Annotated in this window: 18 protein-coding genes; 7 read left to right on the top strand and 11 right to left on the bottom strand. The window is 72.4% G+C overall.

The features are described from left to right. Positions 1-86 precede the first annotated feature (86 nt). Complete coding sequence (locus tag ABZ716_RS04985; RefSeq protein WP_358957072.1) at positions 87-1,076, top strand: LacI family DNA-binding transcriptional regulator; 990 nt, start codon at positions 87-89, stop codon at positions 1,074-1,076. Positions 1,077-1,180: 104 nt separating this feature from the next. Here ABZ716_RS04985 and ABZ716_RS04980 read toward each other — a convergent pair whose 3' ends face one another. From ABZ716_RS04980 to ABZ716_RS04960, 5 genes are all read right to left on the bottom strand, one after another. Further along, a complete protein-coding gene (locus ABZ716_RS04980; protein WP_358956573.1) occupies positions 1,181-2,479 on the bottom strand; it encodes an aldolase in 1,299 nt (432 codons plus the stop codon). Positions 2,480-2,650: 171 nt separating this feature from the next. Further along, positions 2,651-3,613: an electron transfer flavoprotein subunit alpha/FixB family protein gene (locus tag ABZ716_RS04975; protein WP_358956571.1), complete on the bottom strand. Its 963-nt coding sequence runs from the start codon at positions 3,611-3,613 to the stop codon at positions 2,651-2,653. A 57-nt stretch (positions 3,614-3,670) separates the two neighbouring features. Further along, entirely contained in the window at positions 3,671-4,456 is a 786-nt protein-coding gene (locus ABZ716_RS04970) for an electron transfer flavoprotein subunit beta/FixA family protein (protein WP_358956569.1), read from the bottom strand. A gap of 214 nt (positions 4,457-4,670) precedes the next feature. Then, positions 4,671-5,219, bottom strand: a complete 549-nt coding sequence (locus ABZ716_RS04965; protein ID WP_358956567.1) for a flavin reductase family protein — start codon at positions 5,217-5,219, stop codon at positions 4,671-4,673. 134 nt (positions 5,220-5,353) lie between these two features. After that, positions 5,354-5,701 (bottom strand): thioredoxin family protein, encoded by a 348-nt coding sequence (locus ABZ716_RS04960; protein WP_358956564.1) that lies wholly within the window; start codon positions 5,699-5,701, stop codon positions 5,354-5,356. A gap of 239 nt (positions 5,702-5,940) precedes the next feature. Between ABZ716_RS04960 and ABZ716_RS04955 the strand changes: the two genes are divergently transcribed. Then, positions 5,941-6,663 (top strand): lysophospholipid acyltransferase family protein, encoded by a 723-nt coding sequence (locus ABZ716_RS04955; RefSeq protein WP_358811653.1) that lies wholly within the window; start codon positions 5,941-5,943, stop codon positions 6,661-6,663. Positions 6,664-6,673: 10 nt separating this feature from the next. Here the strand turns inward: ABZ716_RS04955 and ABZ716_RS04950 are convergent, their stop codons facing one another. The 5 genes from ABZ716_RS04950 to ABZ716_RS04930 form a co-directional block, all read right to left on the bottom strand. Then, positions 6,674-7,273, bottom strand: a complete 600-nt coding sequence (locus ABZ716_RS04950) for a transglutaminase family protein (protein WP_358956562.1) — start codon at positions 7,271-7,273, stop codon at positions 6,674-6,676. Positions 7,274-7,374: 101 nt separating this feature from the next. Further along, the gene (locus ABZ716_RS04945) at positions 7,375-8,451 is read right to left on the bottom strand and encodes a low specificity L-threonine aldolase (protein ID WP_358811655.1); all 1,077 of its coding nucleotides are present in this window, start codon (positions 8,449-8,451) and stop codon (positions 7,375-7,377) included. After that, positions 8,448-9,203 carry an SDR family NAD(P)-dependent oxidoreductase gene (locus tag ABZ716_RS04940; RefSeq protein ID WP_351883808.1) on the bottom strand — a complete coding sequence of 252 codons (756 nt, stop codon included), beginning with the start codon at positions 9,201-9,203 and terminating at the stop codon, positions 8,448-8,450. Before ABZ716_RS04940 ends, ABZ716_RS04945 begins: the two co-directional genes overlap by 4 nt. A gap of 26 nt (positions 9,204-9,229) precedes the next feature. Further along, positions 9,230-10,636, bottom strand: a complete 1,407-nt coding sequence (locus tag ABZ716_RS04935) for a DUF6421 family protein (RefSeq protein ID WP_358956559.1) — start codon at positions 10,634-10,636, stop codon at positions 9,230-9,232. Between the two features lie 149 nt (positions 10,637-10,785). After that, a complete protein-coding gene (locus ABZ716_RS04930; RefSeq protein WP_358956557.1) occupies positions 10,786-11,913 on the bottom strand; it encodes an LLM class flavin-dependent oxidoreductase in 1,128 nt (375 codons plus the stop codon). A 49-nt stretch (positions 11,914-11,962) separates the two neighbouring features. Here ABZ716_RS04930 and ABZ716_RS04925 point away from each other — a divergent pair, with 49 nt between their 5' ends. Next, entirely contained in the window at positions 11,963-12,601 is a 639-nt protein-coding gene (locus ABZ716_RS04925; RefSeq protein ID WP_358956554.1) for a PadR family transcriptional regulator, read from the top strand. A 190-nt stretch (positions 12,602-12,791) separates the two neighbouring features. Beyond that, positions 12,792-13,484, top strand: coding sequence for a glycerophosphodiester phosphodiesterase family protein (locus ABZ716_RS04920; RefSeq protein ID WP_358811659.1), 693 nt, complete (start codon positions 12,792-12,794; stop codon positions 13,482-13,484). Between the two features lie 51 nt (positions 13,485-13,535). On the opposite strand, the gene ABZ716_RS04915 is transcribed toward ABZ716_RS04920, so the two are convergent. Further along, a complete protein-coding gene (locus ABZ716_RS04915) occupies positions 13,536-14,075 on the bottom strand; it encodes an N-acetyltransferase (protein ID WP_358811660.1) in 540 nt (179 codons plus the stop codon). 142 nt (positions 14,076-14,217) lie between these two features. Here ABZ716_RS04915 and ABZ716_RS04910 point away from each other — a divergent pair, with 142 nt between their 5' ends. The 3 genes from ABZ716_RS04910 (at position 14,218) to ABZ716_RS04900 (ending at position 16,555) form a co-directional block, all read left to right on the top strand. After that, positions 14,218-14,775, top strand: a complete 558-nt coding sequence (locus tag ABZ716_RS04910) for a DUF5134 domain-containing protein (protein WP_358956551.1) — start codon at positions 14,218-14,220, stop codon at positions 14,773-14,775. Between the two features lie 111 nt (positions 14,776-14,886). Continuing rightward, a complete protein-coding gene (locus ABZ716_RS04905; RefSeq protein WP_358956549.1) occupies positions 14,887-15,822 on the top strand; it encodes a M56 family metallopeptidase in 936 nt (311 codons plus the stop codon). A 109-nt stretch (positions 15,823-15,931) separates the two neighbouring features. Continuing rightward, entirely contained in the window at positions 15,932-16,555 is a 624-nt protein-coding gene (locus ABZ716_RS04900) for a helix-turn-helix domain-containing protein (RefSeq protein WP_358956547.1), read from the top strand. The last annotated feature ends 17 nt before the right edge of the window (positions 16,556-16,572 follow it).

Here is a 16,572-nt window from a genome sequence, read left to right as displayed (position 1 = left end):
CAGACGTGCCCGTCAGCTCCGGAGGTTTCCGTCCCGTGCCGCACAACCGCCGCCCGTCCGAGCCCCGTTACGACAGCCGGCCGACCATGAAGGACGTGGCGGCCCGGGCGGGCGTCGGCCTGAAGACGGTCTCCCGGGTCGTCAACGGCGAGCCGGGGGTGACCCCGGACACCGAACGGCGGGTCCAGGACGCCATCGATGCGCTCGGCTTCCGCCGCAACGACAGCGCCCGCGTCCTGCGCAAGGGCCGCACCGCGACCGTCGGCCTGGTCCTGGAGGACCTCGCCGACCCCTTCTACGGCCCCCTCAGCCGGGCCGTAGAGGAGGTCGCGCGCACCCACGGCGCCCTGCTGATCAACGGCTCCAGCGCCGAGGACCCCGACCGGGAGCGGGAGTTGGCGCTCGCGCTGTGCGCCCGCCGGGTGGACGGGCTGATCGTGATCCCGGCCGGTGACGACCACCGCTACCTGGAGCCGGAGATCCGGGCCGGGGTGGCGACGGTGTTCGTGGACCGTCCGGCCGGCGGCATCGAGGCGGACGTGGTCCTGTCCGACCACGCCGGAGGCGCCCGCGACGGGGTGGCCCACCTGATCGCCGCCGGGCACCGGCGGATCGGCTTCATCGGCGACCACCCCCGCATCCACACCGCCACGCAGCGCCTGCGCGGCTACCGGGAGGCGATGGCGGACGCGGGCCTGCCGGTGTCCGACGCCTGGGTCTCCCTCGGCTCGACGGCTCCGGAACGGGTCACCGAGGCCGCCCGCGCCCTGCTGACGGGCCCGCAGCCGGTCACCGCCCTCTTCGCGGGCAACAACCGGGTGACCGTCACCGTCGTACGGGTCCTCGCGGCGCTCCCCCGGCCGGTGGCCCTGGTCGGCTTCGACGACTTCGAACTGGCCGACCTGCTGCGCCCGGGGGTCACGGTGGTCGCCCAGGACCCGGCGGCCCTGGGCCGGACGGCCACGGACCGCCTCTTCCAGCGCCTCGTCGGCACCGCCCTCCCCCCGGCCCGCACCGTCCTCCCCACCCGCCTGATCCCCCGGGGCTCGGGCGAGCTCCCGCCGGCCGACGCGTGACGGACACCCCCCGGACACGCCGACACCCCGGACACGCTGACACCCCGGACACGCCGACGGCCCCGCCCCGGTGATCCGGGGCCGGGCCGTCGGCGACGGGTGCGTCAGGCGGTCGCCGTCAGGGTGGCCGAGCGGCGCGGGATGGCGAAGGCGTCCAGTTCGGCGCGGGTCAGGCCGGTGAGGGCGGTGACCTCGTCGGCGCCGACGGCCCCGCAGTCGAGGCCGCGGACCAGGTAGCCGGCCAGGGCCTTGGCGGTGGCGGGCTCGTCCATCACGTCGCCCTCGATCTTGGCCACGTACGCCTTGAGGCGGGCGGCGGCGGCTTCGAGGCCCTCGCGGTAGAAGGTGAAGACGGCCGCGTAGCGGGTCGGCAGGTGCGCCGGGTGCATGTCCCAGCCCTGGTAGTAGGCGCGGGCCAGGGCGCGGCGGGTCAGGCCGTAGTGCAGCCGCCACGCCTCGTGGACCTGCTCGGTGGTGCCGACGGGCTTGACGTTGGTCGAGCCGTCGGAGACGCGTACGCCGGTACCGGCGGCCGCCACCTGCATGATCGCCTTCGCGTGGTCGGCGGCGGGGTGGTCGCTGGCCTGGTAGGCGGCGGAGACGCCGACGCAGGCGCTGTAGTCGAAGGTGCCGTAGTGCAGGCCGGTGGCACGGCCCTTGGCGGCCTCGATCATCCGGGCCACGGTGGCGGTGCCGTCGGAGGCCAGGATGGACTGGCTGGTCTCGATCTGGATCTCGAAGCCGATCCGGCCCGGGCGCAGGCCGCGGGCGGTCTCGAAGGCTTCCAGCAGCTGGACGAAGGCGCTGACCTGCTCGGCGTAGGTGACCTTGGGCAGGGTCAGGACGAGGCCCTCGGGGAGGCCGCCGTGTTCCAGGAGGCCGGAGAGGAAGATGTCGGTGGTGCGGATGCCGCGGTCGCGGACGTTGGACTCCATGCACTTCATGCGGATGCCCATGTACGGGGCGTTGGTGCCGTTGGAGAACGCCTCCGAGACGAGACGGGCGGCGCAGGCGGCGGCCTGGTCCTCCTCCTCGTCGGAGCGGACGCCGAAGCCGTCCTCGAAGTCCACGCGGAGGTCCTCGACGGGCTCCGAGGCCAGCTTGGCGCGGACCCGGTCGTAGACCGGGACGGCCAGTTCGTCGGAGATGCCGAGCACCTTGGCGAAGGTGGCCGCGTCGGGGGCGTGCTGGTCCAGGGCGGCGAGGGCCTGGTCGCCCCAGGAGCGGATGGTGTCGGCGGCGAAGACGTCGCCGGGGACGTAGACGGTGTGGATGGGCTGGCGGGTGCCGGGGTCGCCCGGGTAGTGGCGCGCGAGTTCCGCGTCCACCGGCGCCAGGGAGGCGCTGATGCCCTCGCTGACCGCGCCCGCGAGGCTCGTCGCCACCTTCTCCTGCTGACCCATCGTGCACTCTCCTCTTTTCCGCTTCACGGAAGCCTAGATCCGCATAGCAGAACTTAGTCCCGGGCGTTCCGCTCCGTCAATGGTCCCTCCACCGGCTGGGACAAACGACCCGGGGCCGTGCGGTGACAATCACCACACGGCCCCGGAGCGAGAAGAAGCGCAGGTCAGGTACTAGCCCTTGCGCGCCTTGATCTCACCGGTCAGCTGGGGGACGACCTCGAAGAGGTCGCCGACCACGCCGTAGTCGACCAGGTCGAAGATCGGGGCCTCGGCGTCCTTGTTGATGGCCACGATGGTCTTCGAGGTCTGCATGCCGGCCCGGTGCTGGATCGCTCCGGAGATACCGGTGGCGATGTACAGCTGCGGGGAGACAGACTTGCCGGTCTGGCCGACCTGGTTGGTGTGCGGGTACCAGCCGGCGTCGACCGCGGCACGGGAGGCGCCGACCGCCGCACCGAGGGAGTCCGCGAGCTCCTCGATGAGGTGGAAGTTCTCCGCGCCGTTGACGCCGCGGCCGCCGGAGACGACGATCGCGGCCTCGGTCAGCTCCGGGCGGCCCGTGGACTCGCGCGGGGTGCGGCCGACGACCTTGGTACCGGTGGCCAGCGCGCCGAAGGTGACGGCGAGCGCCTCGACGGCGCCCGCGGCCGGGGCGGCCTCGACGGCGGCCGAGTTCGGCTTCACCGTGATGACCGGGGTGCCCTTGGAGACGCGGGACTTGGTGGTGAACGACGCGGCGAAGGCGGACTGCGTCGCGACCGGGCCCTCGTCACCGGCCTCCAGGTCGATGGCGTCGGTGATGATGCCGGAGCCGATGCGCACGGCGAGGCGCGCGGCGACCTCCTTGCCCTCCGCGGAGGACGGGACGAGCACGGCGACCGGGGAGACGGCTTCGTACGCGGCCTGGAGCGCGTCGACCTTCGGTACGACCAGGTAGTCGGCGAACTCGGGGGCGTCGGCGGTGAGGACCTTGACGGCGCCGTGCTCGGCGAGCACCGCGGCGGTGGCCTCGGCACCGGCGCCCAGGGCGACGGCGACGGGCTCGCCGACACGGCGGGCCAGGGTCAGCAGCTCGAGGGTGGGCTTGCGGACGGCACCGTCCACGTGGTCGACGTAGACGAGAACTTCAGCCATGGGACTGCTCTCCTGCTTGTGCGAGGTGTCTGGGGGCTACGGGTGAGGCCGGAGCCCCTAGATGAACTTCTGGCCCGCGAGGAACTCGGCCAGCTGCTTGCCGCCCTCGCCCTCGTCCTTGACGACCGTGCCGGCGGTGCGGGCCGGGCGCTGCGCCGCGGACTCGACCACGGTGTAGGCACCCTCGAGGCCCACCTCTTCGGCGTTCAGGTCCAGGTCGGACAGGTCCCAGGACTCCACCGGCTTCTTCTTGGCCGCCATGATGCCCTTGAAGGACGGGTAGCGCGCCTCGCCCGACTGGTCCGTCACCGAGACGAGCGCCGGCAGGGACGCCTCCAGCTGCTCGCTGGCGGAGTCGCCGTCGCGGCGGCCCTTGACGGTGCCGTCCTCGACCTTGACCTCGGAGAGCAGGGTGACCTGCGGGACGCCCAGGCGCTCGGCCAGGATCGCCGGGAGGACGCCCATGGTGCCGTCGGTCGAGGCCATGCCGGTGATGACCAGGTCGTAACCGGCCTTCTCGACGGCCTTGGCCAGCACCAGGGAGGTGCCGATGACGTCGGTGCCGTGCAGGTCGTCGTCCTCGACGTGGATGGCCTTGTCGGCGCCCATCGACAGCGCCTTGCGCAGCGCGTCCTTGGCGTCCTCCGGGCCCACCGTCAGGACGGTGATCTCGGCGTCGTCGGCCTCGTCGGCGATCTGGAGCGCCTGCTCGACGGCGTACTCGTCGAGCTCCGACAGCAGACCGTCGACGTCGTCGCGGTCGACCGTCAGGTCATCGGCGAAGTGCCGGTCGCCGGTGGCGTCGGGCACGTACTTCACACAGACAACGATCCTCAGGCTCACGCCGGCTCTCCTACCGCATCGTCTTTTACTGATACCGCTACTGATACCGCCTTGTGGAGGCAGCATAGGCGCCTTCCGGCGCGGATCCCGGTCGGGGCGGGCCCCGCTCCGAAAGGAATGTTACTCGTCAGTACACAGTGGGTCTTCCCCGGTGGCAAGGCCGCTGAACTGTGATCTGGCCAACGCCACCCGAACCCGCCCCAGCAGGGACGATTCAGTCGCGCAACGCGTTGAAGCGACCCTGGTGGTACAGCAGGGGCCGGCCCTCTCCGGCCGGGTCCCCGGCCACCGCCTCCGCGATGATCACACGGTGCGCCCCCGCGGGCACCCTCGCCACCACCCGGCACACCAGCCACGCCTGCACCCCGCCGAGCAGCGGCACCCCGTGCGGACCCGGCGCCCAGTCGGTGCCCGGGCCGAAGCGGTCGGCCCCGCTGCGCGCGAAGAGCCCGGCCAGGTCCCGCTGGTGCTCCCCGAGTATGTGGACGCCGAGGTGCTCGCTGTCGCGGACCGCCGGCCAGCTGGAGGCCCCGGTGGCGATGGTGAACGAGAGCAGGGGCGGGTCGGCGGAGACGGAGTTGAGCGAGGTCGCGGTGAAGCCCGCCGGCCGGCCGCCGCTCTCCGCCGTGATCACCGCGACCCCGGCGGCATGCCGGCGGAAGACCGCGCGCAGCAGCTCCGGCGAGCCGGGCAGCGGGGCGCGGCCGGAATCACCGGCGGCGGCGGGGGTGAGTGATGCGGGCGAGGCCGTCGTGGCCGTCATGAGGGGGCCTTCCTTCTGCCGCGGGGATCGCGGGATGCCGCCAGCCTGGCGATCTCCCGTGTACACAGTCAAGCCGCAGCGGTCAGATGTCAGGCGCGTCACGCTGCGTGCGGGTGCGCGCACCGGCGCACCGGTCACACCGCCGCCCCGAGGGCGGCGATCACATCGGCCTTGCGCGGCATCCCGGCGGCCCGCCGCACGATCCGCCCCGCTCCGTCCAGGACGAACACGGTCGGGGTCTTCTCCACGCCCAGGGCCCGTACGAGGGGAAGGTTGCGTTCGGCGTCGATCTCGACGTGGACGACGCCGTCGACCATGCCGGCGACCTCGGCGAGGATCCTGCGGGTGGCCCGGCAGGGCTGGCAGAAAGCGCTGGAGAACTGCACCAGGGTGGCCCGCTCCCCCGGCTCCCGGCCCAGTTCGGCCGCGCCGAGGCGCCCCTGCGCGGCCGCACCCGCGGCGGCCTCCTCGTGCTGCGGCACGCCCTCTCCTGTCTACGCTGTCCCCATGTACGCACCACCCCGGCCGGGGCCGTCGGGCTCTCCCTGTCCGAGCGCCGAAGTCACCCCCGGCATTCCCCGCGTGACGAGGATCTCCTCGTCAGTGGCCCTCTGGGCTGGTCAGCGCGCCGTGTTTCGGGCACGATCCCCAAGGTCGCGTACCTACGTTTCCGTAACTTCCGGCCGGGAGCACTTCCCCAGGCAGAAAGCGGGGTCTTCCCATGGCTGAGCTCGTCTACCCCCCTGTGATCGGCGCCGCGCACACGCTGTTCCGCGCGCTGGACATCCGTATCGACATGAAGGGCACCGAGAACATCCCGCGCAAGGGCGGGGCGGTCCTGGTGTCGAACCACATCGGTTACCTCGACTTCATCTTCGCCGGCCTGGCCGCGCGGCCGCAGAAGCGCCTGGTGCGCTTCATGGCCAAGGAGTCCGTGTTCCGGCACAAGGTGTCGGGTCCGCTGATGCGTGCCATGAAGCACATCCCGGTGGACCGGCAGCAGGGCGAGACCGCCTACGAGCACGCCCTCACCTCGCTGCGGTCGGGCGAGATCATCGGTGTGTTCCCGGAGGCGACGATCTCCCAGTCGTTCACCCTCAAGAGCTTCAAGTCGGGCGCCGCGCGCATGGCGCAGGAGGCCGGGGTACCGCTGATCCCGGTGGCGCTGTGGGGCACCCAGCGGCTGTGGACCAAGGGCCGGCCGAAGAACCTCAAGCGCAGCCACATCCCGGTGACCATGCGGGTCGGCGAGCCCATCGAGGCGGCGAAGGACCAGTACGCGGGGGCCATCACCCGCCGGCTGCGCGAGCGCGTGCAGGAGCTGCTGGAGGCGGCGCAGGCGGCCTACCCGGCCAAGCCGCAGGGTACGGAGGACTCCTGGTGGCTTCCGGCGCACCTCGGCGGCACCGCGCCCACGGCGGCCCAGGTCAAGGAAGCGGGCTGACCCACCACGCTCACAGGGAGTCCGGCAGGTTCCGCCACAGCTCCGGCCGGTCGGCGGACTCCCGCAGGGCCTTGAGCGGGGCGGGGTGCGGGGCGGCGTACACCTCGGCGTAGTCCACCTCGCCCAGCTCAGGGCGTACGGGGAAGGCCAGCCGCTCCCGCTCCAGGCTGAACCGGGCGTCGACCCCGGGCTTGTTGCCGCGCGGATCCACCCGGGCCCACTGCCCGCTGCCGGGCAGCTTCAGCGCGACGAGGCCGTGGACGGCGGCGCCGGAGCCGTCGTCCTCGGTGAGCCGCTGGTAGCACAGCCCCGCGGGGACGCCCCGGGCGCGCAGCAGGGCGACGAGGGCGTGGGACTTGGCGTAGCAGATGCCGTTGCGGGTGGCGAGGACGTCGGAGGCGCGCCAGGAGACCCGCGTATCGCCGGAGTCGGCGGAGTGCGGGATGGTGTCGCGGACGAACGCGTAGGCCGCCTCGGCGTATGAATATGCATCGCCGCTGGCGGTCCAGAGGGCGTCGGAGGTCTCCTGCACCAGGGGGTGCCCATGGTCGATGACCTCGTCGGCGGCCAAGTAGGCGTGGATATCTGTGCTTTCCTGGAGAAGTAGCATGCGCGGCAGCATAGACATGCCCCTGACCGCAGATCAATAGATTTGCGGTCAGGGGCATGAATATTCAGCCCTTCGCGTGCTTCACGAGGATTGGGCGCTCCTCAGCGGGCCAGCTCCTCCTTGAGCGCCTGGAGGAAGCCGTCGACGTCCTCCTCCTGGGTGTCGAAGCTGCACATCCAGCGCACGTCGCCGGCCGCCTCGTCCCAGAAGTAGAAGCGGTAGCGCTCCTGGAGACGGCGCGTCACCTCGTGCGGCAGCCGCGCGAACACCGCGTTGGCCTGCACCGGGTAGAGGATCTCCACCCCGTCGGTCTCGCGCACGCCCGCGGCGAGCCGCTGCGCCATCGCGTTGCCGTGGCGGGCGTTGCGCAGCCACAGGTCCTTGGCCAGCAGGGCTTCGAACTGCACCGAGACGAAGCGCATCTTGGAGGCCAGCTGCATCGACATCTTGCGGATGTGCTTCATCTGCCGGACCGCGTCCGGGTTGAGCACCACTACGGCCTCGCCGAACATCATGCCGTTCTTGGTGCCGCCGTACGACAGCACGTCCACCCCGACCGTGTTGGTGAAGGTGCGCATCGGCACGTCGAGCGAGGCCGCGGCGTTGGCTATCCGGGCGCCGTCGAGGTGCACCTTCATGCCCAGGGAGTGGGCGTGCTCGCAGATGGCCCTGATCTCGTCCGGGGTGTAGACCGTGCCGAGCTCGGTGTTCTGGGTGATCGAGACGACCTGGGGCATGGCCCGGTGCTCGTCCTCGAAGCCCCACGCCTCCTGGTCGATCAGCTCGGGGGTGAGCTTCCCGTCCGGAGTGGGCACGGTCAGCAGCTTGATGCCGGCCATGCGCTCGGGCGCGCCGCCCTCGTCCACGTTGATGTGGGCGGTCTTGGCGCAGATCACCGCGCCCCACCGGTCGGTCATGGCCTGGAGGGCGACGACGTTGGCGCCCGTGCCGTTGAAGACCGGGAAGACTTCGGCGTACGGCCCGAAGTGGCTGCGGAAGACCTTCTGGAGGTGCTCGGTGTACTCGTCGTCGCCGTAGGAGACCTGGTGGCCTTCGTTGGCGAGGGCGATCGCCGCGAGCACCTCCGGGTGGATCCCGGCGTAGTTGTCGCTGGCGAAACCGCGCACGGCCGGGTCGTGGTGGCGGCGGGCGTCGGTCCTGCCGTTGTCGGTCCTCACGGTTGCGGAGTGAGCCACAGACGCTGTCCGTTCACATCGGAGGCGGGCCGCTCCCAGACGCCGGCGATGGCATCGGCCAGCTCCGTGACGTCGGTGAAGCCCGCGAACTTCGCATTGGGACGCTCGGCGCGCATCGCGTCGTGCACCAGTGCCTTGATCACCAGGATCGCAGCTCCGGCGGCCGGACCGTCCTCGCCCCCGATCTTGCGGAAGGAGTCCGCCATGGCCAGGGTCCACGCCTCGGCGGCCGCCTTGCCCGCGTTGTACGCGGCGTTGTTGGCGACCGGCTTGTGCGCGCCGGACTGGCTGATCAGGACGTAGCGTCCGCGGCCACTGCGCACCAGGCCGTCGTGGAAGGCGAGCGACGTGTGCTGGACGGTGCGGACCAGGAGCTTCTCCAGCAGGTCCCAGTCCGCGAGGTCCACGTCGGTGAAGGTCTTGCTGCCGCGCCAGCCGCCGACGAGGTGGACCAGGCCGTCGACCCGGCCGAACTCCTTCTCGGTGCGGTCGGCCCAGGCTCGGGTGGCCTCCAGGTCGAGCAGGTCGACGGTGTCACCGGTGACGGTGGCGCCGCCGTGGGCGTAGCGGGCGGCGTCCACGGACTCCGCGAGGCGTGCCGCGTCGGCGTCGGCCGCCACCACGGTGGCGCCCGCTTCGGCCAGGCGGAGCAGGGCGGCGCGGCCGGCGGGCCCGCCGGCCCCGGCCACCGCCACCACCGCTCCCTGGAGCGGGGCGTTCCCGGAGCCGTTCATCTGTGCAGCCTCCTGAGGGCGAGTGCTCACGCGGCGGTCCGCGAGGCGTCGTCGGCGTTGCGGGGGGTGATGCCCTTGGTCGAGGCGATCACGCCCTTGAGCTTCTTGGCGAGGGCCTCGTAGAACATGCTGAGCGGAAACTCGTCCGGAAGCACGTCGTCCACGAGCTTGCGCGGAGGCTGCGTGAGGTCGAGGGCGTCGGGACCCTTGGCCCACTTCGAGCCCGGGTGCGGGGCGAGGTAGGTGGAGACCAGCTCGTACGCCTTGAACCAGTGGACCAGCTTGGGGCGGTCGATGCCCGCGCGGTACAGGTCCTCGATCTCGGCGCAGAGCTGGTTGGTGACCTGCGGGGCGCGCATCCAGTCGATCTTCAGCTTGTTGTCCGTCCAGCGCACGACGTCGTGCTTGTGGAGGTAGGCGAAGAGCAGCTGGCCGCCGAGCCCGTCGTAGTTGCGGGTGCGGTCGCCGGAGACCGGGAAGCGGAACATCCGGTCGAAGAGGACGGCGTACTGCACGTCACGACCGTGCTCGTTGCCCTCGGACTCCAGCTTCACGGCCTCCTTGAAGGCGGTGAGGTCGCAGCGCAGCTCCTCCAGGCCGTACATCCAGAACGGCTGGCGCTGCTTGATCATGAAGGGGTCGAACGGCAGGTCGCCGTGGCTGTGGGTGCGGTCGTGGACCATGTCCCACAGGACGAACGCCTTCTCGCAGCGCTCCTGGTCCTCGACCATGCGGGCGATGTCCTCGGGCAGCTCGATGCCCAGGATGTCGACGGCGGCCTCGGTGACCTTGCGGTAGCGGGCGGCCTCGCGGTCGCAGAAGATCCCGCCCCAGGTGAAGCGCTCGGGGGCCTCGCGGACGGCGATGGTCTCCGGGAAGAGCACGGCGGAGTTGGTGTCGTAGCCCGGGGTGAAGTCCTCGAAGGTGATGCCGAGGAACAGCGGGTTGTCGTACCGCGTGCGCTCCAGCTCGGCGAGCCACTCGGGCCACACCATCTTCAGCACGACGGCCTCGAAGTTGCGGTCGAGGTTGCCGTTCTGGGTGTACATCGGGAAGACGACGAGGTGCTGGAGGCCGTCCTCGCGCTGCGCGGCCGGGTGGAAGGCCATCAGCGAGTCGAGGAAGTCCGGGACCCCGAAGCCCTGCGCGACCCACTTGCGCAGGTCGGCGACGAGCGCCCGGTGGTACTCGGCGGCGTGCGGCAGCAGCGGAGACAGGGCCTCGACCCCGGCCACGGCACGCTCGACGGCGGCCTCGACCTGGGCGACCGTGGGGGCACCCTCGGCCTCGAAGTCGATCGAACCGTCCTTGGCCTGCCAGGGGCGGATCTCCTCCACGGCGGCCTTGAGCTCGGGCCACGCCGGGTGGTCGACCACCCGCGCCCCGGCGGTTATCACGGCTCCGCCGATGCCCGGCACAAGAGTTTCCGTCATGTCACTTCCTCCACAGGAGAACCTCGCGTCAAGACAGCGTATGTGGCCAAGGCTCTCCTGCTCAAGTGGAAACTCGGGAAATTTTTCTGTAACACCCCCCACTCCACCGAAAGTCTTCCCGTTACTCACGGTGGAATCCACCACTCCGCCTAGTAACCGCTCCCCCGGAAGTGTGGGATGACCTTCTCGCCCCACTGGCGCAGCGTCTCCATGCACACCTCCTGCGGCACGGTGCCCATCTGGACCAGGCACATCACCTCGTCCGCGCCGGCCTGCCGCAGCCGCTCCACGTACGCGATGGCCTCCTCGGCGCTGCCGTAGGCGTGGTCGGCGTGGAAGGTGGCGGTGGAGGTGGGGCGTACGGGGATGTCCTGCTCGTGCAGCCGGGCCACCACCTGCTCGGCGGCCCGGCGCAGCTCCGCCGCCTCGTCGGCACCCGCCACCACCGCCTCGTCCGGGACGCCGGCGCCGCCGTACCAGTACCCGATGGCCTGCGCGAAGAACCGCTGTCCCCGCAGGCCGATCCGGCGGGCCTCCCCGGGGTCGTCGAGCACGATGGTCGGGCAGAGCACGCTGAAGTGGTCGTTGACGACGCGGGACACGAACCGCCCGCCGTCCCGCCCGGCGCGCGCCGCGTCGTAGGCGGCCCGCATCCCCGCGATGGACTCCGGCCCGGCGAATCCCATGACCAGCGCCCCGATGCCCAGCTCGGCGGCCTTCACCAGGGTCTCGCCCCGGCTGCACGCCAGGAACAGCGGCGGGTGCGGGGCCTGCGCCGGGCGGGGAAGGATCGGGTGCGGGTCGATGTCGATCAGCTCGCCGTGGTACTCCAGCTCCTCCTCCTGCCAGGCCCGGCCGATGATCCGCAACGCCTCTTCCACCTCGGCCTCGGTCCGGTCGCGGTCGACCCCGCACAGGGAGGTCTCCTGGAGCGTGCCGCCGCGTCCGGCGCCCAGGTCCAGGCGGCCGCCGGAGAGCAGGTCGAGCATGGCCGCGCGTTCGGCCACGCGTACCGGGTGGTTGAAGCCGAAGGGCATGCACACGACGCCGTGCCCGATGCGTATGGTGTGCGTCCTGGCCGCGACGTAGCTCAGGAAGACCTCCGGTGCGCTCATGTGGGCGTACCACTTCAGCGAGTGGTGCTCGACGGCCCAGATCCGGTCGAATCCCATGCGCTCGGCGAACACCGCCTGCTCGACGCAGTCGCGGACGAGCTGGTGCTCCCGCTCGACGGTGGGGTCGGCCAGCTGAGCTTCGAAGATCACGGAGAATTGCACGATGCCTCCAGAGATGCGTCCCGTGCCCGGTCATGTTTCGATTCGGAGTATGACTAGTAGTCATATCGCGAAGAAGCAAGACCTTCCGCCGACCGCGTGGGCCGTTCTCGGCCTGCTGTCGTTCCCCGGCGAGCGCACCGGGTACGAGCTGAAGAAGTGGGCGGACTCCTCCCTCCGCTTCTTCTACTGGTCACCCGCCATCAGCCAGATCTACGCGGAACTGCGGCGGCTGGAGGAGCTCGGGTACGCCTCCTCCGCCCGGTCCGGGCCGGAGGAGGCCCGCGCCAAGCGCCGGTACACCATCACGGAGGCGGGCCGGACGGCCCTCGCGGGCTGGGCGGCGGACACCGCCGAGGCGGGCCCCCCGGTGCTCAAGCACGGACTGCTGCTGCGGATCTGGCTCGGGCACCTCTCGGAGCCGGAGCTGCTGCGCGCGTTGGTGGCGGACCACCTGGAGCGCACGCGGGACGAACTGGCCGCCGTACGGGAGGCCATGGCGCACGCGGCGGACGTCGCGGAATGGGCGTTCCCCGCGCTCGCCCTGCGCTGGAGCGAACGCCAGCACCTGGCCGAACTGGAGCTGGGGGAGGCATTGCTGGACGACCTCGCGCAGGCGGCCGCGCCGCCCTCGCCCCCGCTGCCGGAGCCCCGGCGTCAAGCCGGCGGGGACGCGCCCACCCCCGGGTGACGCGGCGGGGCCGTCCGGGGCCGCGGCCGGGCCCACGGCCCTGACGGGAAGCGGGCGGAAGGCTTCCGCACGCCCCTGCACGCCCGGTCCCAACGCGCGCGGTCCGCACTAGCATGCGTCCTCACCGGGCGCGGCCGGTCGGGACACCGCGACCGCGCCGGGAGCCGCCGTCGACGGAAGCGAGAGAACCTTGACTTTCCTCACCATCGGTCACCGCGGGGTCATGGGTGTGGAACCGGAGAACACCCTTCGGTCGTTCATCCGGGCGGAACGCTGCGGGATGGACGCCATCGCGCTGGACGTACGCCTCAGCAAGGACGGCGCCCTCGTCGTCCTGCACGACGCCGAGGTGGACCGCACCACGGACGGCGCGGGCGCCGTCGCCGACCTGACCCTCGCCGAACTGCGCGAGCTGGACGCTGGCCAGGGGGAACGGGTACCGGTCCTGGAGGAGGTCCTGGACGCGGTCCGGGTGCCGCTCCAGGTGTCGGTCCAGGACCCGGCCACGGCCGGGGCCCTCGTGGAGCTGCTGCTGCGCGGCGATCTGACCGCCCGGGTGGAGGTGGCCTCCGCCGACGCGCAACTGCTCGCCGAGGTCGCGCGGCGGATCCCCGGCCTGCGCGGCACGCTGCGCGTGGAGCGGCCGGGGGCCGACCCCGCCGAGCTGGTGGCGCTCGCCCGGTCGGCGGGGGCCGCCGCGGTCGCGGCCGACGTGCGCCGGCTCAGCCTGGAGGCGGTGGAGGCGGCGCACGCGGCCGGACTGCGGGTGACGGGCTGGGCGGTCAACAGCCTGGAGCTGCTGCGGCTGGCGCGCGCCCTCCAGCTGGACGGCGCGGCCACGGACTTCCCGGAGGTCCGCAGCACCGGCCGGTTCACGGCCTGAGCGCCTCCCGCCACGCTCCGGCGGTCGTGGCCGCTGCCGGCGCTCCGGCCGTCAGACCGTCTTGACCAGCAGTTCGAAGGCCAGGTCCGAGCGGAGCGGGACGCCGAAGCGCTCGTCACCGTAGGGGAAGGGGCTCAGCTCGCCGGTGCGGCGGTAGCCGCGGCGCTCGTAGTAGGCGATGAGCTCCTCCCGTACGTTCACCACGGTCATCCGCATCTCCGTGACCTTCCAGTCCTCGCGGACCCGGCGCTCGGCCTCGGCCATGACCTCCTTGCCGAGGCCGGCGCCCTGGAGCCCGGGCCGTACGGCGAACATGCCGAAGTAGGCGTGGTCCCCCCGGTGTTCGAGCTGGCAGCAGGCAACGAGCTCGCCCGCGCGCTCGACGACGAGAAGCGTGCTGTCGGGATCCGCGATGATCGCGGCGACCCCGTCCGGGTCGGTGCGCTGGCCGTCCAGGAAGTCGGCCTCCGTCGTCCAGCCGGCCCGGCTCGCGTCCCCGCGGTAGGCGGACTCGACGAGGGCCACCAGGGCCGGCACGTCCTCCTCCACGGCACTGCGGAAGCTCAGGGCTGCGGGCTGGGCGGTGGACATCGGGCGCTCCGTTCGATGCGGCGGCAGATCAGCGGCATATGACATGCCGCCGGACTCGCAGAGAGCCTAACCCGGTCCCGCGTGAAGGGGGTGTGAGCAGGGCATCCCTTCCCCTGACGCCGACGAACCGGGAGGTTCCGCCGTGCACGGATCCGCCACGCCGCTCTCCGCCTCTTCCGCCTCCGCCTGGCTCCTGGTCCTGCTCAGCGCCGTGAGCGGCGCGTACTGCCTGCTGCGGGTACGCAGAGCCGGCCGGCGGACGCGGGGGATGGCCGCCGGTGAGGCCGTGATGGGCTTCGGGATGGCGGCGATGGCCGTGCCCTCGGGGACCGGTCCGTGGGGCCCGCAGATCCTCGTCGCCGTGTGCTGCGGGGCCTCGGTGCACGCGCTGTGGCTGCTGCGCGGCGGGGTGCACCACGCGCACCATCTGGTGGGCACGCTGGCGATGGTGTACATGGCGCTGTCGATGACCGCCGGGCACGGGCACGGCCGGGCCGGGCTTCCGGTGGTGACCGGGGCGCTGCTCCTCTACTACGCCGGGTACGTGCTCCTGGGCGGGGCCCGGCTGGTGACCGCCGGCGGTCCGCTCTCCGTGCCGGCGGGCGAGGCGGGGCCGGGGCCCTCGGGGGCCGGGGAACTCGTCCGGGCCTGCCGACTCGCCATGGGGACGGGGATGTTGGCGATGCTGCTGAGCATGTGACGGGTCCGCCGGGCCGGTGTGTCCGGCGCCCGGCGGCGGCGGAACGTGTCCTGCGTCACCAATGCCTCCGGCCCTACCCGTAGGTAGTGCGGCGCTCATAGGCTGGCGGACATGATGGTCCCCGCCGCCCTTCTGCTGCTCGGCGCCCTGACCGCGTTCCTCGCGCCCCGGCTGCTGGCCCGCGCCCGGTGGCCGGAGCGGGAACCCGTGGTCGCCCTGTGGGTGTGGCAGTGCGTGGTGGCCGCGACCCTGCTGTGCCTGGGGCTGTCGATGCTGCTGAGCGCGGCCGCGGCCTGGCAGGCGGTGCGCGGGCGCCTCTTCGCCGCCGCCCCGCACGGGGTGGTGGACGCGTACGGGCTGGGCGCCGAGGGCGGGGTCTGGGCCGCCGGCACCGCCCTGGCCCTGGCCTGCGGGGGGCTGTGGACCGGGGCCATGCTGACGCGGGAAATCCTGCGGGCGCGCGCCCGGCGGCGCGCCCGGGGGGCCGAACTGCGGCTGCGCGCCCCGCTGCTGCCCGGGGAGGACCCGTCGGCGGCGCGGCTGGTGGTACTGGAGGACCCGCGTCCGCAGGCGTGGTGGCAGCCGGGGCCGTCGCCGCGTCTGGTGGTGACGACGGCGGCGCTGGGCCGGCTCAAGGGCAGCCAGCTGGACGCGGTGCTGGCGCACGAGCAGGGGCACGTCGCGGCCCGGCACGACTGGCTGCTGCACTGCTCACGGGCGCTGGCGCGGGGGTTCCCGCAGGTGCCGGTGTTCGCGGCGTTCGAGGCGGAGATGGACCGGCTGGTGGAACTGGCCGCCGACGACGTGGCCTCCCGCCGCTACGGGCGGCTGACGGTCGCGCTGGCGCTGGTCGGTCTGAACGAGGACCGGGGGGTCTTCGGCCCCGCCTCCGCCCAGGCGCATGTCCCGGACCGGGTACGGCGCCTGCTGTCCGCCACGCCGAGGCTGCCGGCCGGCCGCCGGCTGAGGCTCACGGCGCTGGCCACCCTGCTGCCGGCGGTCCCGCTGGCGGTGGCCTTCGTCCCGGGTCTCAGCGCGCTGGCGTAGTCGTGCAGGGGAGCGGGCGCGTCTGCTCGAGGCGATCCCCCGCGTCGCCCCGAGCAGACGGTTTCGCGCTGAGTATATTGGCTCGAAGCCAGTCAACGCAGGAGTAAGCATGTCCCCGCGCAGCGCATCGGTCAATGAAGAATTGCGCAGACGTTCCCGGGAGCGCCTGCTGCAGGCCACGGTCGAACTGGTCGCCGAGCGCGGCTACGAGGCCACCAAGCTCGCGGACATCGCCGACCGGGCCGGCGCGGCCCGCGGCCTGGTCTCGTACTACTTCCCCGGCAAACGCCAGCTCCTCCAGTCCGCGGTGCACCGGCTGATGCACCTGACCCTGGAGGAGGCCCTGGAGCGCGAGCCCCGTACGGACGACGGCCGGGAGCTGCTGGCGCGGGCGGTGGACGCGATCCTGGGGCTGGCCCATGACCAGCCCCGGCTGATGCGCACGCACATGGCGGGGATCCTCCAGGCGGAGGGCTTCATCCAGTGCCCGGAGCAGCAGCGGCTGGCGCAGCTGCTGCGGGACACCGTCATCCGGTACGGCTCGGCGGACGTGGACACCGACTACCCGATGCTGCGGGCGCTGCTGATGGGCGCGGTGGTGGCGGTCCTGCTGCCGGGGGCGCCGATGCCCGCCGCCCGGCTGCGGGCGGAGCTGTTCCAGCGGTACGGGCTGGAGTGGGAGCGGGGGTTCCCGCCGGACGGCGGACCGCCCGGCGGGACGCTTCCCCTGTGAGCGGGGCCCCCGTGAGG

Source organism: Streptomyces sp. NPDC006687 (assembly GCF_040636215.1).
In the GTDB taxonomy this organism is placed as follows: Bacteria; Actinomycetota; Actinomycetes; order Streptomycetales; family Streptomycetaceae; genus Streptomyces.
This window is presented reverse-complemented; position numbering and strand designations above follow the sequence as displayed.